This is a genomic window from Mycobacterium hackensackense (genome assembly GCF_025822555.1).
Classification (GTDB): domain Bacteria; phylum Actinomycetota; class Actinomycetes; order Mycobacteriales; family Mycobacteriaceae; genus Mycobacterium; species Mycobacterium fluoranthenivorans.
The window spans coordinates 136,214-153,113 of record NZ_JACKUC010000038.1; the positions used below are offsets into that span (position 1 = coordinate 136,214).

At 65.4% G+C, this 16,900-nt stretch carries 11 protein-coding genes; 8 read left to right on the plus strand and 3 right to left on the minus strand.

Going from position 1 to position 16,900, the window contains the following annotated elements; translation table 11 throughout:
- The first annotated feature begins 290 nt into the window (after nt 1-290).
- From ppsA to H7J86_RS29370, 4 genes are all read left to right on the plus strand, one after another.
- A complete protein-coding gene (gene ppsA, locus H7J86_RS29355; RefSeq protein ID WP_267295259.1) occupies nt 291-2,687 on the plus strand; it encodes a phosphoenolpyruvate synthase in 2,397 nt (798 codons plus the stop codon).
- On the plus strand, nt 2,684-6,340 hold the full coding sequence (gene otsB, locus H7J86_RS29360) for a trehalose-phosphatase (RefSeq protein WP_267295262.1): 3,657 nt from the start codon (nt 2,684-2,686) through the stop codon (nt 6,338-6,340). The genes ppsA and otsB overlap by 4 nt, the downstream gene beginning before the upstream one ends.
- Nucleotides 6,341-6,719: 379 nt before the next feature.
- A complete protein-coding gene (locus tag H7J86_RS29365) occupies nt 6,720-8,573 on the plus strand; it encodes a pyruvate kinase (protein WP_267295762.1) in 1,854 nt (617 codons plus the stop codon).
- A gap of 37 nt (nt 8,574-8,610) precedes the next feature.
- Nucleotides 8,611-9,591 (plus strand): 1-phosphofructokinase family hexose kinase, encoded by a 981-nt coding sequence (locus H7J86_RS29370; RefSeq protein ID WP_267295764.1) that lies wholly within the window; start codon nt 8,611-8,613, stop codon nt 9,589-9,591.
- A gap of 99 nt (nt 9,592-9,690) precedes the next feature.
- Here the strand turns inward: H7J86_RS29370 and H7J86_RS29375 are convergent, their stop codons facing one another.
- From H7J86_RS29375 to H7J86_RS29385, 3 genes are read right to left on the minus strand one after another with little or no spacing between them, the layout of a single operon-like run.
- Nucleotides 9,691-10,428: a glucosamine-6-phosphate deaminase gene (locus H7J86_RS29375; RefSeq protein ID WP_267295264.1), complete on the minus strand. Its 738-nt coding sequence runs from the start codon at nt 10,426-10,428 to the stop codon at nt 9,691-9,693.
- Nucleotides 10,425-11,801, minus strand: coding sequence for a 6-phospho-beta-glucosidase (locus H7J86_RS29380; RefSeq protein WP_267295266.1), 1,377 nt, complete (start codon nt 11,799-11,801; stop codon nt 10,425-10,427). Before H7J86_RS29380 ends, H7J86_RS29375 begins: the two co-directional genes overlap by 4 nt.
- Nucleotides 11,798-12,574 (minus strand): DeoR/GlpR family DNA-binding transcription regulator, encoded by a 777-nt coding sequence (locus tag H7J86_RS29385; RefSeq protein ID WP_267295268.1) that lies wholly within the window; start codon nt 12,572-12,574, stop codon nt 11,798-11,800. Before H7J86_RS29385 ends, H7J86_RS29380 begins: the two co-directional genes overlap by 4 nt.
- Nucleotides 12,575-12,749: 175 nt before the next feature.
- Here H7J86_RS29385 and H7J86_RS29390 point away from each other — a divergent pair, with 175 nt between their 5' ends.
- From H7J86_RS29390 to H7J86_RS29405, 4 genes are read left to right on the plus strand one after another with little or no spacing between them, the layout of a single operon-like run.
- Complete coding sequence (locus H7J86_RS29390; RefSeq protein ID WP_090357552.1) at nt 12,750-13,739, plus strand: carbohydrate kinase family protein; 990 nt, start codon at nt 12,750-12,752, stop codon at nt 13,737-13,739.
- A complete protein-coding gene (locus tag H7J86_RS29395; RefSeq protein ID WP_267295270.1) occupies nt 13,736-15,097 on the plus strand; it encodes an extracellular solute-binding protein in 1,362 nt (453 codons plus the stop codon). Before H7J86_RS29390 ends, H7J86_RS29395 begins: the two co-directional genes overlap by 4 nt.
- The gene (locus tag H7J86_RS29400; protein ID WP_090357555.1) at nt 15,094-16,059 is read left to right on the plus strand and encodes a carbohydrate ABC transporter permease; all 966 of its coding nucleotides are present in this window, start codon (nt 15,094-15,096) and stop codon (nt 16,057-16,059) included. Before H7J86_RS29395 ends, H7J86_RS29400 begins: the two co-directional genes overlap by 4 nt.
- Nucleotides 16,056-16,880: a carbohydrate ABC transporter permease gene (locus tag H7J86_RS29405; RefSeq protein ID WP_167159757.1), complete on the plus strand. Its 825-nt coding sequence runs from the start codon at nt 16,056-16,058 to the stop codon at nt 16,878-16,880. The genes H7J86_RS29400 and H7J86_RS29405 overlap by 4 nt, the downstream gene beginning before the upstream one ends.
- Nucleotides 16,881-16,900: the final 20 nt, after the last annotated feature.

A 16,900-nucleotide genomic window follows, 5' to 3' on the forward strand; every position in this document is an offset into this window, starting at 1 on the left:
GTGACCTCCTCGTCAGTTCTTCGGTCTGGTCAGTGCACCAACTGCACACAAGCCGGATTCTGACGACGATTGCGGTCGTGCAACAGAGGACAAGGGCCTCGGTTGACTAGCCATCCTTCGTCCCAGGTCAACCTTCCGGAGTGCCGACATCCACGCTGACCCCCACCGACGTGCTGGGCGATCCCGTCGCTGTAACCCATTCCAGTGACCTTCGGCCCTGTCATCGTGCGAGCCGGGATGGGAGGTTGGCAGTTGCGACGTGGCGTGACGCGCGACGAGAGGGACAGGTCATGAGTACATCCGAGTACGTCCGCTTCTTCGAGGAATTCGGCATCGACGATGTCCCGCTGGTAGGCGGTAAGAACGCCTCGCTGGGCGAGATGTTCCAGAAGTTGTCCAGCCACGGCGTCCGGGTCCCACACGGGTTCGCCATCACCGCTGCGGCCTACCGCTACATGTTGGACCACGCCGGCGCCTGGGACCGCCTGCAAGCCGAACTCGACGGCCTCGACCCCACCGACGTGGCTGCGCTGTCGCGAAAAGCCAAGCGCGCCCGCGAGATCGTATACGGCGCAGGACTTCCCGACGATCTGGCCGCCCAGATTCGGGATGCCTACCGCGCACTACAGCAGGAGTACGGCGAGGAGGTCAGTCTCGCCGTCCGTAGTTCGGCGACCGCCGAGGACCTGCCGACCGCCAGCTTCGCCGGCCAACAGGACTCCTATCTCAACATCAAAGGTGAAGAGAGTCTCCTCGACACCTGCCGCCGCTGTTTTGCCAGCCTGTTCACCGACCGCGCCATTCACTACCGCATCGACCAGGGCTTCGACCATTTCAAGGTCTCGCTGTCGATCGGGGTGATGAAGATGGTGCGCTCCGACATCTCTTCGTCGGGGGTGATGTTCTCCATCGACACCGAGTCGGGCTTTCGCGACGCCGTCTTCGTGACCGGTGCCTACGGTCTCGGCGAGAACGTGGTCCAGGGCGCGGTCGACCCAGATGAGTTCTATGTCCACAAGCCGACCTACCTTGCCGGCCACCGCGCCGTGTTGCGGCGCCTCCTCGGCGACAAGGCGGTGAAGATGATCCTCGTCGACGGCGAGACGAAGAATACGACGCGAAACATCCCCACCCCGAAGGCCGACCGCGCACGGTTCTGCCTGACCGACGCCGATGTCCTGGAGCTCGCCGGGTATGCGTGCACCATCGAGGCGCACTACGGGCGCCCGATGGACATGGAGTGGGCCAAGGACGGTATCGACGGAAAGCTGTATATCGTGCAGGCCCGCCCCGAGACGGTGGCCTCCCAGCACAGCGCGACGGCGCTGGAGTCCTATGTACTCGAAGGCAGAGGGGAGATACTCGTCGAGGGTCGGTCGGTCGGCCAAAAGGTGGCAACGGGTGCGGTGAAACGGATCGACAACCTTACCCAGCTGGCCGAATTCACACCGGGCGAGGTGCTGGTTGCCGACACCACCACGCCCGACTGGGAGCCGGTCATGAAGACCGCCGCAGCGATCGTCACCAACCGCGGTGGCCGCACCTGCCATGCGTCGATCATCGCCAGGGAGCTCGGCATCCCCGCCGTAGTGGGCACCGGTGACGCGACCACCCGCTTGCCCGACGGTCAGGTGGTGACGGTGTCCTGCGCCGAGGGTGACTCGGGTCGCGTGTACCGGGGCGAAGTGGGCTTCCATGTGGACCGCACCGAGGTGGCGGACCTGGCCCGGCCGCGAACCCAGATCATGATCAACCTCGGGAACCCCGACCTCGCCTTCAAGACCTCGTTCCTGCCGAACGACGGCGTCGGACTCGCTCGGATGGAGTTCATCATCAGCGAGTACATCCGGGTCCACCCGCTGGCCCTGCTGCACCCCGACGTGGTCGACGACCCCGAGGCGCGTCGGACCATCGATCGGCTTACGCAGGGCTATCCCGACGGCGGCGCCTTCTTCGTGGAGCGCCTTTCCGAGGGGATCGGCACCATCGCCGCCGCCTTCTGGCCCAAGCCGGTCGTGGTCCGGATGTCGGACTTCAAGACTAACGAGTACGCCAGCCTGCTCGGCGGGGCAGGCTTCGAGCCGTCCGAGAGCAACCCGATGCTCGGCTTCCGGGGAGCCTCCCGCTACGCACATCCCGCCTACGCGGAGGGCTTCGCGCTCGAGTGCCGCGCGATGCGACGGGTTCGCGAGGAGATGGGCCTGACGAACGTGATTCTGATGCTCCCGTTCGTGCGTCGCATCGCCGAGGCGGACCTCGTCCTGGCGACGATGGCTGACCTCGGGCTGCGGAGGGGTGAGAACGGGCTCAAGGTGTACGCGATGTGCGAGATCCCGAACAACGTGATCCTGATCGACGAATTCGCCAAGCGCTTCGACGGATTCTCCATCGGCTCCAACGACCTGACTCAGCTCACCCTCGGCGTCGATCGGGATAGTGAGATCGTGGCCTTCGACTACGACGAACGCGACGAGGGCGTCAAAGAGATGATTCGCCTCGCGGTGGAAGGCTGCCGTCGCAACAGGATTCACTCCGGGCTGTGTGGACAGGCACCCTCGGACTACCCGGACATGGCCGAATTCCTCGTCCGGGTCGGTATCGAGTCGATGAGCCTCAATCCTGACACGGTGGTGAAGACCACCCGTCAGATCCTGCAGTTGGAGGCACAACTCGTGCCGGCCCGATGACGCCGTCGGTCACCATCGACCCGCGCTACCACGACGCGGTGCTGTTCAACCTCGACAGTGCGCTCACCGGCGACGCGCCGGTCTTCCAGGCGACCGTCGACCTGGCCAGAAAACTGCGGGGCATCGAGGTCGCCACCGCGGCGCATTCGTCGAACCCGCGCTGTCAGCACGCCTTGAAGGCCGCCGGGGTCGACGACCTGTTCGACGTCTGCATCGACGGGATCGGCGGCGAAAGCCGGATGGCGGTGCTGGCCGATGCGGCGCACCGACTGGGTGTGCGGCCGCAACGATGCGTCGTCGTCGAGGACACCTGCGCCGGCGTGACGGCGGGCCGTGAAGGTGGGTTCGCGGTCGTCATCGGCATCGACCCCACCGGGCAAGGGGACTTGCTGCGCTGCGGCGCCGACGCCATCGTCGCCGACTTGGCAGACGTCGCAGTCCGGCGCGGCGACAAACGGATCTCCACGCTGCCGAATGCGCTGACCTCGTACGGTCAGCTGATCGGGATCACCAGTGCCCGAGAGTCGCTGATGTTCCTCGACTACGACGGGACGCTGTCGCCCATCGTCTCCGACCCGGATGCAGCCGCGCTGGTCGAGGGCGCAGCCGAGGCGCTGGAACTCGTCGGGGCGGTGTGCCCGGTGGCCATCCTCAGCGGTCGCGACCTTGCCGATATCCGCGCCCGGGTCGGCATACCCGGCATCTGGTACGCGGGCAGCCACGGCTTCGAGCTGACCGGACCGGAGGGCACCTACCACTGCAACGAAGCGGCGGCGGCGTCGGTCCCCCTGTTCGAGCAGGCCGCAGCCGAATTGACCAGCGCGCTGGCGACGATCGCGGGTGTTCGCATCGAGCACAAGCGTTTTGCTGTCGCGGTGCACTACCGCGAGGTCGCGCCGGAACACGTTGATGCGATCGTGGCGCTGGTTCACCACATCGGCCATCGAGACGGCCTGCGGGTAACCAGCGGACGCATGCTCGTTGAGCTGCGACCGGATATCGACTGGGACAAGGGCACCACGCTGGCCTGGATCCGTGATCGCATCGATCCGGCCGGTGCCCTGCTGCCGATCTACATCGGCGACGACCTCACCGACGAAGACGCCTTCGACGCGGTGCACTTCGACGGAATCGGGATCGTCGTCGGACACGATGAGGACGGGGATCGAAAGTCTGCCGCCCATTTCAGCCTGCAGAGTCCCGAGCAGGTACGTGAGTTCTTGCAGCGCGGATCTAAATGGCTGGCCTATAAACACCAGGCGTCGGGCGAGTCGTGGGAGTACACCTTCGACGAGTACGACCCGCAGACCGAGAAACTCCGAGAAGCGTTGTGCACGGTGGGAAACGGCTACTTCGCCACCAGGGGCGCCGCACCGGAGTCGGCGGCAGGCCAGGTGCACTACCCCGGCACCTACGCAGCCGGGGTGTACAACCGTCTCGTCGATGACGTCTCCGGCACCAAGATCGACAACGAAAGCCTCGTGAACCTGCCCAACTGGCTTGCGCTGACGTTCCGGTGCGACGGCGGCAGCTGGTTCGACCTCGACGAGGTCGAGATCCTGTCCTACCGACAGACACTGGACCTTCGCGGCGCGGTGCTGACCCGAGATGTCCGGATCCGCGATGATGCCGGCCGGACGACCACCCTGACGCAGCGACGTTTCGCCGCCATGCATCTGCCCCACGTCGGCGCGCTGGAGACCACGATCCTTGCCGAGGACTGGTCGGGGACCGTCGATATTCGCACCGCCCTGGACGGCGGCGTGACGAACTCGCTGGTCGAGCGGTACCGAGATCTGGCCAACCAACACCTCGGCCCGGCGCACAAGCGCGAGATCTCTCGCGATTCGGTACTGCTCTGCACCCAGACGACGCAATCTCGGATCCCCATCGCGATGGCGGCGCGAACCTCTGTGTGGCGCGACGGCGAGCCCGTCCCCGCCTCCTATCGGCTGTTCGACGAGGCCGCCAGGATCGGTCACGACATCACTGTCCGGATGTCGGTCGGAGAGGCGGTCACGGTCGAGAAGATCGTCACCGTCTATACGGGCCGGGATGTCGCGACATCCGAGCCTGCCATCGACGCCGAGCGCTGGCTGGCCCGACTCGGCCGATTCGCCGAGATACTCGACGGGCATCTGACCGGCTGGGTGCATCTGTGGGAGCGGCTATCCATCGAATTCGAAGACTTCACCTACGAATTGCGGATCCTACGGCTGCATATTCTGCACTTGTTGCAGACGGTTTCGCTCAACACGTCCGACCTCGATGCCGGGGTGCCCGCCCGCGGATTACACGGTGAGGCCTACCGCGGTCACATCTTCTGGGACGAACTGTTCATCTTCCCGGTGCTGAACCTGCGGCTGCCGATGATCACCCGCTCGCTGCTCAACTACCGGTACCGGCGGCTGCCGGAAGCCCGGCATGCCGCCGCGGCCGCCGGCTACGCGGGTGCGATGTTCCCATGGCAGTCCGGCAGTGACGGACGCGAGGAAAGTCAACGGCTACATCTCAATCCGCGCAGCGGCCATTGGAATCCCGACGCGAGCGCTCGTGCGCACCACATCGGCATCGCCGTCGCCTACAGCGCCTGGAAGTTCTACCAGGTCACCGGAGACTTGGCCTACCTGATCGATTACGGCGCAGAGCTGCTGGCCGAGGTGGCACGTTTCTTCGTCAGCCTGGCGACCTACGACGGCGAGCTCGCCCGGTACGGCATCCGTGGCGTGATCGGGCCCGATGAGTTCCACTCGGGTTATCCCGATGCGCCGTACGACGGTATCGACAACAACGCCTACACCAACGTGATGGCGGTGTGGGTGATCATGCGGGCCATCGATGCATTGGACCTGTTGCCGCTGCCGAACAGGCTGGACCTGCTGGAAACGCTCGGACTCAGCAGTGCCGAACTGGCGCACTGGGACGACGTCAGCCGCCGGATGTTCGTCCCGTTCCACGACGGGGTCATCAGCCAGTTCCAGGGATACGGCGATCTGGCGGAACTGGATTGGGACCGCCTTCGTCGGCAGTACGGCAACATCCAACGACTGGACCGCATCCTGGAGGCGGAGCACGACGACGTCAACCGCTACAAGGCATCCAAGCAGGCCGACGCGCTGATGCTGCTCTATCTTCTGTCGGCGACGGAGTTGCGGGAGATCCTCGCGCGGCTCGGTTATCACCTTTCGCCCGAACAGGTTCCGAAGATGGTGGACTACTACCTGGCCCGCACCTCGCACGGGTCGACCCTCAGCGGTGTCGTGCATACCTGGGTGCTGGCCAGGGCCAATCGCGACCGGGCCATGGAGTTCTTTACCGAGGCACTGAAGTCCGATGTGTCGGATATCCAGGGCGGAACCACATCCGAGGGTATTCATCTGGCCGCTATGGCGGGAACCGTCGACCTCATGCAGCGGTGCTTCACCGGGCTGGAGACCCGGTCCAATCGTTTGATCCTATCGCCGCACTGGCCGAAATCACTTGGTGTGCTGGCAATACCGATCCACTACCGCGGACTGCACCTGCACCTGCGAGTCAGCGGAAAGGGCGTCATCATCAGTGTGGATCCACGCGACGCCGCCGGGATCGAAGTGGAATGCCACGGCCGCGTCGTTCGCCTGATGCCCGGAACTACCGTTCGGTTTCCCGGCTGATGGCTGATCGAAGTAGCTGTGGCCGTGGCCGACTCGGCGGCCCCCAGCGGTATCCGCCCAACACCGACACCGTCGCCCGAATCCGTTGATGCGCAACCTGATACCGACGAACATCTGATGAACACCGGGACCGCCACCGACGCTGCAGTGCAGATCGCCGGCCGATGTTGCCGGGTCAAGGGGACCAAAGCCTCTAGGGCACGGCGTCGGTGCCGTCGTACTGTCGGGGCGGAAGCAAGAGCGCGACGCGTCAGAGGTTCGACACGGCGGAACGCCGCAGTCACCGCGACGCTCTGGTGATCGATGTCAGCAGACGTCGGCGCCACCGAACACACAGGAGCCTCCGGTGCCGGGTACACAGATCGACGCCGACAGCACGATGGCGCAATTGACCCAGTTACGCGACGATGTGGACGAGCTCCTGGCCAAGCTGGCCGGCGCCGAGTCGCTGTGGTCCTGGTGGCTGCGCGGGATAGCCGAATCGCAACGGTCCAGCGCCCGCAACATGCTGCATTACTGGGCTCTTCGGCAAGGGGATCTGCGCGGCCTGCAAGCGCGCCTCAGCGCGTATGGACTGTCCTCACTAGGTCGTAGTGAGCCGCACGTGCAGGCCACACTTCTGTTGGTCAGATCAGCCATCGAGGCCATGCTCGGCGGGCGGTGGCAACAGCCGTTACCGGGTGGCGTGCTCATCGAGCAAGGAGCCGAACTGCTGCGGCACCGAACCCGAACGCTCTTGGGGCCAGAGCCGGTCGACCGTGTGACCCGCATCATGGTGACGTTGCCCTCCTCGGCGGCCACAGACGCCGATTTGGTTCGCGATCTGGTGGAACGCGGGATGAACGTCGCACGTATCAACTGCGCGCACGACGACGCAGCGGCGTGGCGCTCGATGGCACATCACGTCAAGCAGGCCGCCCACGCCACCGGCAAAGTTTGTCTCATCGCGATGGACCTTGCCGGACCGAAGCTGCGTACCGGTCCGCTCGAACCCGGGCCGCGTTGTGTGAAACTGCGGCCGTCCAGAAACCAGCTCGGGCAGGTAACCGCGCCGGCACGTGCCTGGCTGACCGCCACCGAGGACCCCGTTGACCCGCCCGACCCGAGCCTGGTGTCGTTGCCGGTATCCGGGGACTGGCTGCGCCGCCGCCACGACGGGGACACCTTGCATCTGCACGACACCCGCGGTGTGAAGCGCCGACTGGTCCTTGAAGCGGCCGATCAGTCGGCAGCAGCACAAGGCGGTGGATTCGTCGTCATTGCCGGCCAGACGACCTACCTCGCCACCGGGATGGTTCTGCATGTCGACGGAGCCAAGGATTCGACGCACCTCTGCGAACTGCCCCAGGCCGAACAGACCCTGACCCTGCACCGGGGCGACACCCTTCAGCTGACCAGGGACTGTGCACCCGCTCCAGTCGCCTCTGACAGCCCACCCCGCATCGGCTGCACACTGCCCGAGGTCTTCGACCACGCACGCCTGGGTCAAAAAGTGCACCTCGACGATGGACTGATCGCCGGCGAGGTCGTCAGCGTGAGTTCCGGAATGCTGGGTGTGCGGATCGACCACGCCGCCGACGACGGATCGCGACTGCGCGCGGGCAAAGGAATCAATCTGCCCGATGCAGAGCTGCCCATCTCTGCCCTCACCGAGAAGGACGTCGCTGACCTGTCCACAGTGGTCGAGCTGGCGGATCTCGTTGAGATGTCTTTCGTCCGAAGCCCAGCCGATGTCACACAGTTGCTCGATGAGCTGAGTTGTCTCGGTGACGAGTCGCTGGGGATCGTGCTGAAGATCGAGACCCGGCAAGCGTTTGAGAATCTACCGCAACTGTTGCTGACAGTGATGCGTCGTCCGCGAGTGGGGGTGATGATCGCGCGAGGTGACCTTGCTGTGGAATGCGGATACGAACGACTCGCCGAACTACAGGAGGAGATCCTGTGGCTGTGTGAATCGGCGCACCTCCCGGTGATCTGGGCAACCCAAGTGCTCGAACAATTGGCCAAGACGGGCAATCCGTCCCGGGCCGAGATCAGCGACGCGGCACTGAGCGAACGCGCCGAATGCGTGATGCTCAACAAGGGCCCCTATATCAACGAGGCGGTGTCGGTTCTCGGCAACATCCTGCAACGGATGGCGGATCACCACTACAAGAAGACCGCCCTCATGCCGACCCTGGACTCCTGGCATCCCGATCCACACCACGATCCGGCCACCACCAACGTTGCCTAGCAAGAAGAAACGAGCACTCGAGAGCGGAGTTGAGATTGTGGCCGCACCTACCACCCCGGAAACGGGTTCCTCGATCGTCACCATCACGATGAACCCGGCTCTCGACGTCACCACAGACGTGGACCTGGTTGTTCACACAGATAAAATGCGTTGCAGCCCAGCACGATACGATCCGGGCGGCGGCGGAATCAACGTCGCTGCAGTTGCGCACGGCCTCGGCGCGTCGGTTTCGGCGGTCTTTCCTGCGGGCGGCCCGATCGGTGAGCGCGTCGCCGCCCTGGTCGCCGACGCGGGGGTGCTCGTCCACCAAGTCGCTATCGCAGGCTCTACCCGGGAAAGCCTGACCGTCAACGAACGAAGCACCGGCCGCCAGTACCGATTCGTGCTGCCCGGCCCGACGCTGAGCGCCGACGAGCAATCCGACTGCCTGGCCCTACTGCGTTCTGCGGCGGCAGGCGCGGACTTCATCGTCGCGAGCGGAAGCCTCCCGCCGGGAGTGCCCCCGGACTTCTACCAGCGGGTCGCCGACATCTGCCGCGAAAGCGGCGCGCGACTGGTCCTGGACACCTCCGGGGCTGGGTTGCACCACATCACATCCGGGGTCTTTCTGCTCAAACCGAGCGTGCGTGAGCTTCGTGAATGCGTCGGGCGGGCGCTACTGAGCGAATCGGATCAACTCGATGCAGCACACGAATTGATGGCCCGCGATTGCGCGGAGGTTGTGGTGGTGTCCCTCGGCGGCGACGGCGCCCTACTGGCAACCGCCGACGCCGACTACCGTTTCCCCGCCGTTCCTGTGCCCATCCGCAGCGGAGTCGGAGCCGGAGACAGCATGGTGGCAGGCATCACGGTGGGCCTGAGCAGGGGCTGGCCGCTCGATGAGGCGGTCCGGCTGGGTATCGCCGCCGGGGCGGCCATGCTGATGACTCCCGGCACCATGCCCTGCACCCGCGACAACATCGAGCGTCTCTTCGCTGTCGCGCCCAAACCTGTTGATATCGCCGCGGTTACGTTCTGACCCCGCCTTCCGCGGCGACGACTGTCGGCGATTCGTGGACGGTGAACCGCGGTAGGACGGTGCTGCCGACTTTGTGGCATCGAGCGGCTCTATCCCCGACTACGACGACTCGTAAACCGCTGCGGCGGCGTCGGTGTCGAGGTTGACGCAGACATCCGGATGCCGCTGGAGGATGCTGGCCGGGCATTGCTCGGTGACCGGGCCGCGCACAGCCGCGGCCACGGCATCGGCCTTGTGGCTGCCGGAGGCGACGAGTTCGATGCGGCCGGCACGCATGATCGTCGCGAGTCCCTGGGTCAGACATTCAACGGGAACCGCGTCGGTGGAGGGAAAGAACCGTGCGTTGGCTCGGCGGGTGGACTTTGTGAGTGTCGCGCGATGCGTGGTGGCGGAGAACGGGGTGCCCGGCTCGTTGAAGCCGATGTGTCCGTTTCCTCCGATGCCCAAGATCTGCAGATCCACCCCGGCGCCGGCAATGGCGGCTTCGTAGGCCTCGGCGGCCCCATCGGGATCCGCGGCGGTGCCGTCGGGAACGTGCAGCGACGTCGGGTGCAGGCCCAGCGGTCCGATGAGGACACGTTCGAGGACTGCCCGATACGACTGCGGATGGCCAGGTGGCAGACCGATGTACTCATCGAGGGCGAACCAGCGCACCCCAGATGCGTCGAGTCCGTCGTCGACAAACCGTGCCAGGGCACGGTATACCGGCTCGGGCGACGACCCGGTGGCCACGCCGATCACCGCGTCCGGTTTGTCGCGAATCAGCGCCGCGATCCGCGCCGCAACCCGTTGCCCCGCCACCTCGGTACCGGAGCAGATCTCGACGTCCAGTGTCACGCCGCCTTCGACCGCTTGGCCAGCACCCGGGCGATATCGGGATTGGAATCGACGTAGCGCGACAGCAGTTCGCGCGCCACGCTCACCGAATCGACCAATGGGTGTAGCGCGAACGCTTTGAGGGCGTCGGTACTCGATCCGGTCAATGCTGCACTGATCGTCTGACGCTCAACGGCTTTCACCTGCTGCATCAGACCGAGCTGATGCAGATCCGGCTGGGTCTCCAACGTCAGCGGATGCACACCGTTGGCGTCCACCATCGTCGATACCTCGACCACCGCATCGGTGGGCAATCCTTGGATCGTGCCACGGTTGCGCACGTTGAGGATCATCGTGCGGCGCTCGTTGCGGCTGATTGCCGCCATCACCCCGAGGGCCACGCCGGCATAGCCCAGATGCGCCGGATCGGTCTCGCGATCCCGTTCGACGGCCGGGGCTCCCTGGACCCCGCCCTTGGCCTCGGCCATATAGCTGGCGCCACGCTCATCGACCGCGGCGGTCCACAACTTGGCCGCATGCTCGGGCTGCGCGGCGGCTTCGGTGAAGAACTTGCCCTGGGTCTCGAGGAGGAAATCGCCACGGGTCTGCGGGGATTCGAGGATGTGCCGGACGGCGTCGCGGTTGAAGTAGTAGTAATAGAGATACTCGTTGGGAATGACTTGCAGCGCGCGGATCCAATCGACTCCGAAGACCTGCGCCTCCTCCATCCGGTTCAGCCGCTGCTCGTCGGCGAGCAGGTCCGGCAGCACGTCGTGGCCGTCGACGAGCACCCGGCGCATCCAGCCGAGGTGGTTGAGACCGACGTAGTCCATGTGTATGCGGGTGTGGTCGTAGCCCAGCGCTGCGGCGACCCTGCGGCCCAAACCGGACGGGGTATCGCAGATGCCGAGGGCACGGTCCCCCAGCACGCTCTGCAGGGCCTCGGTGATGATGCCGGCCGGATTGGTGAAGTTCAGGAAGTAGGCGTCAGGGGCGACCCTGCGGATCGTATGGGCGATATCGAGCATCACCGGCACGGTGCGCAACGCATAGGCGATACCGCCGGGGCCTGTCGTCTCCTGCCCGATCACGTTGAGGTCCAACGCGACATGTTCGTCACAGCAGCGTTGTTCGACGCCACCGACGCGGATGGCGGCGAAGACGAAGTCCGCGCCTTCCAGCGCGGGCTCCAGTTGGGTATAGGTCCGCACGGTCGGCACGTCGCTGAACCCGACGGCGAGCTGCTCGAGGATGGTGGTGATCGTGGCCAACCGGCCCTGGTCGACGTCGTAGAGGGCGACCTCGGTCACCCGCGGCGACCCCTCGTCGCGGATCAAGGCTTGCCAGACATACGGGGTGCGGAATCCGCCCCCACCGAGGATCGTGAGTTTCATGCAACGATGACCTTTCTGCCGGTCTCCCGGCGATGAACAAGTTCGTCTTGGGGCGTGCCCGCCGTCGTGATGAGCACATCGACATCGTCGAGTGAGCACAGGCGCAGGGCGCCCGAGCCTGGAAATTTCAGTTCGCTGGCCAGCAGGATGATCGACTGGGAGGCGGCGATGAGGGCCTGTTTGATCGGCGCCTCGACAGCCATGTTGTCCAACACCCGGCCACCGCGAACGCCGGTGCAGCTCAAGAACATCATGTCGGCGCTGAGCTGGCCGATGACCTGCTCGGCCAGTGGGCCGACCAGTGACTGCTGATTGCGTCGTAGCACCCCACCCAGAAGTACGAGTTCGACGGCGTCATCGTCGCGAACTTCGTCGAGGACTGCCAGGTTCGACGTGATGATGGTGACGGGGCGACCCCGCAACTCCCGAGCGACCAGCTGAGTCGTCGACCCGATGTCGAGCACCACGACGTCCCCGTCGGACACCAACCGAGCGGCCTCGACCGCCATCTTCTGGCGCAGCTCGAGATCGCCACGGCCATCGGAGGTGAAGGGGTCCTCCACGGCGCCCGAATCGGTGATGGTGGCCCGGCTCCCCTGCGTCAGCATGGCCCCGCCATAGAGTCGCTCGAGTCGTCCCCCCTTGGCCAGGATGTCCAGATCGCGACGGATGGTGGACTCGCTGACCCCCAAGGACTCGGCGAGCTGGACCACTGACTGGCCACCACCGGCCAGCGCGGCGAGGATGCGCTCATGGCGTCGGGCAAGGAACATGTCCGGAATCGTACCCACTGAATGACCGACTTTGCGCGACTTTGAACGATATTCGACAAATTTCAGCGAAATTACCCGCGGGAGACGTCCAAGCAACATAATCGTCACGCAAGACAGCCACGCTAAGCGCGCAAACAACGTCAAACTCAGTCAAAAACTGTGGAGGTGCCCACGAGTGACCGATCGTGAAATCGACGTGCTGATCGCGGGTCAGGTGTACAGCGACCTGGTCTTCACCGGTGTTCAGGCACCGGCGCCCGGAGCCGAGGTGTACGCCCAGGGCTTCGCGATCTCGCCCGGCGGTGCCGCCAACCGTGCGGTCGCGGCCGCCCGGCTCGGCGCGCACACCGCATTGGTCACCGAGTTGGGCGATGACCCCATCGGTTGCATCATCGCGCGCACCCTGCGCGATGAGCCGAATATGGATCTGCGCTTCGCCGTTCAGCACCAGGGCTATCAGAACCCCATCTCGGTGGCGATCACCGACGGGCACGACCGATCCTTCGTGACCTACGAACAGCAGCCCCCGCACCTTCCGTCCTGGCCGGAGTCCACGCCGGTCCGCGTCGCCCATGTCGGTCTGGGCCGCGGTCCCGTCCACACCGAGGCCACTCGGCTGCGCGCACGGGGCACCACCCTGGTGAGCGGCGTCGGCTGGGACCCGTCGGGCCAGTGGTCCGAGGCCATGCTCGAGCAGCTCGACAATGTGGACGTCCTCATCGTCAACGAGGTCGAGGCGCTCGGCTACACCCGCGCGCAGACCGCCGACGCGGCATTGGATGTCCTTGCCGAGCGCGTCGATCTGGCGGTCATCACGCTGGGGCCGGGCGGGGCGATGGCGGCGCAGGGACCGATCCGGCTGCGCGTCCCCGCCATCGCCGTCCGCGCGGTGGACCCCACCGGGGCCGGAGATGCTTTCACCGCCGCGTTCATGGCCGCCACCGCATGGGACTGGGAAATCTCCCAGCGGCTGCGGCTGGCCAGCATCAGCGCCACCTGTTCGGTGCGCGGCGCCGGTGGCGCCCGCAGCGCACCCCGTCCCGCCGATATCGCCGATCTGCTCGACGAGCACCGCAATGACCCGGAGTGGGCACCGGTCCGGCATTGGGCCGAACAACACCGCCAGTCCGCCATCCCTGCAACCCGAGGAGCCCTGACCTCATGACAAGAACCCGACTGTTTCGATTCGGCGGCGCCCTGGCCGCGACCATCACCCTGCTGACAGCGACCGCGTGTGCACCTGGCCCGTCGGGTGGTGGCGCACCGGCCGCGCCCACCAGCCCGGTGTCCAAAGACATCTCGTCGGCCGGCCCCGTCACATTGACCGTGTGGGACCAGAACACCGACGGCGGTATCGCCAAGGCACAGGAGCAGCTCAACGCGGAGTTCCACCAGAAGTACCCCAACGTCACGATCAACCGGACCGTCGAGTCGTTCAGTGATCTCAAGACGACCCTGAAGCTGGCGCTGTCCAGTAACACTCCCCCGGACGTCGTCCAGGCCAACCAGGGCTACCCCGACATGGGCGCGTTCGTCTCGGCAGGAATGCTGCGCCCGATGAACGACTACGCCAAGCTCTACGGCTGGGACGGCTACTACCCCCAAGGCCTGCTCAAGCAGAACAGCTTCAGCAGCGACGGCAAGACCTGGCAGGGCGACACGCTGTTCGGCGTCTCGCAGACCGGCGAGGTCGTGGGCATCTACTACAACCGCCAGAAGCTCGCGTCACTCGGCCTGTCCGCGCCCACCACACTGGGCGAGCTGGATTCGGCGATGGGCGCCGCCAAAGCCAAGGGGATGTTGCCGATGTCGTTCGGCAATCTCGACAAATCGCCCGGCATCCACCTGTTCGGCGTCGTCCAGGCCGCACTGGCGGGCGCACCGGCGGTCAAGGATCTCGTGAGCGGCCACAGTGGCGCATGGACCGATCCGGCCTCACTGAAAGCCGCCCAGCAGATCGCCGAATGGTCCACCAAGGGCTATCTGACTCCGGGCACCAACGGTGTCTCCCGCGACGACGCCGTGGCCGCATTCGGAAAGGGCGGTGCATTGTTCACCCTCACCGGAACCTGGATGCAGCAGCCCCTGCACGACGCCCTGGGTGACGATGTCGGCTTCACCACACTGACCTCCACGGACGGCAAGCCGGCCACCACCGGCGGGCAGGGACTGGCCTGGGCCATCACGTCGAAGTCCGCCCACCCCGATGTCGCCGCGGCCTACATCGATTTCATCACCAACGCCAAAGCCGCACAGCTGCTCCTGGATTCGGGCAATCTGCCGACGGTACTGCCGTCAGGCTACGAGCCCAAGGCGGGCACGTTGGCCGGCGATATCGCGACGCGGTACCGGGATGTCCAGGCGGCCGACGGCGTGGTCCCCTATCTCGACTACACCACGCCGACCTTCTATGACACCCTCACCGCGGGAATGCAGGAACTCCTTGGTGGGCAGTCTGATCCGCAGCAATTCGTGGATGCGTTGCAAACCGACTACGCCGCCTTCCTCAAGAACCAGAAATGACCGTGACGCTGCGCCCACCACGACGAACGACCACGCCGGACAGTCCCGGCCCCGGTGACCGGCTCAGCCGGCCACCGCGGGCGCGGCGTCGTCGGGCCCGCGGAGCGCTACGCGGCTATCTCTATGTGCTGCCGGCGTTCGTGGTCTTCGCGGCGTTCCTCGGCGCCCCGCTGGTACAGACCGTCCAGTACTCGTTCTACAACTGGAACGGCATCGGGACGGCGACCGTCGCCGGAATCTCCAACTACCTCACCGTGTTCGACGACGAGCAGTTGCGAGGATCATTCCTGCATGCCGGGGTACTGATGGTGTTCTACGCGGTGGTACCCGTCACCATCGCGCTGTTGCTCAGCGCGGTGATCTCACGGGCGCACGCGATGAGGTCGATGTCGTTCTTCCGCACGGTGCTGTTCCTGCCGCAGGTGATCACCACCGTCGTCATCGGCACGATCTGGATCTCCGTCTACTCGCAGAACGGCCTGCTCAACCAGACACTGCGCGCCATCGGGCTGGGCTCGCTGGCGCGGGTGTGGCTGGGCGACCACACCTTCGCCCTGATCGCCATCGGTCTGATCGGCACATGGCTCAACATCGGATTGTGCCTGGTGCTGTTCTTGTCCGGCATCGGCAACATCGCACCAGAACTGTTCGAAGCGGCCCGCCTCGACGGTGCCGGGCGGGTCCGGGAGTTCTTCGCCATCACGTTGCCGTCCCTGCGCGGCCAGATCGCGGTGGCGCTGACCCTGACCGTGGTGTCGGCGTTGAAAACCTTTGACCTGGTTTACATCACCACCCGCGGCGGCCCCGGAACCGCCACCACCGTCCCGGCCTTCGAGGCCTACAACCGCGCCTTCAACACCGGGCAGGTGGGTTTGGCCTCGGCCATCGCGGTGGTGCTGACCGTGGCGATCGTCGCACTGACCTTCCTGATCAGCAGGATCACCCCGAGGGAGGCCGAATGAACCTGAGCCGGACCGAGAAGACGGTCAACCAGATCATTCTCGTGCTCTTCGCCGTGTTCGCCGTTGTCCCGTTGCTCGGTGTCGTGCTGTCCTCGATCACACCCGCCAAGCAGAACTCGGGTGGGTTCAACATCCCGACGAGTATCGACCTGCACAACTACGGTGCGGCGTGGAACCGCGGGAACTTCAGTAGCTACCTACTGTCCAGCGTGGTGGTGACCGCCGCCGTCGTGTTGCTCACCGTGACGCTGGCGACGTTGGCCGGCTACGCGTTCGCCCGGATGCGGTTTCCCGGCTCCTCGATCCTGTTCTATACCTTGCTCCTCGGCCTCACCCTGCCGGCCGAGGCCTTCATCATCCCGCTGTACTTCAACCTGCGCACCATCGGACTCACCGACACCTATTGGGCACTGATCCTGCCGCAAACCGCCCAGTCCCTGGGATTCGCGGTGTTCTGGATGCGCAACCAGTTTCGTGCTTTCCCGGGCGAGATCATCGAGGCCGCCCGGTTGGACGGATCGAGTGACTTCCGGCTGCTCTGGCGCATTGTCGTGCCGCCGAGCCTGGCGCCGATGATGACCATGGCCGTCATCGTCACGATGTGGACATGGAACGAGTTCCTGCTGCCGCTGGTCCTCGTCGTCTCCGACAGCCGACGTACCGCCCCTCTCGGCTTGGCACTGTTCCAGGGTCAACACCTCACCGACTATTCGCTGCTGGCTGCCGCCGGTGTGATGGTCGCCCTACCGATCGCAGTGCTCTTCTTCGCACTGCAGAAGCGATTCATCAACGGAATGGTCGGTGGCATCTCGTCCCGCTGACACCGACTCCCCCGTCCGCG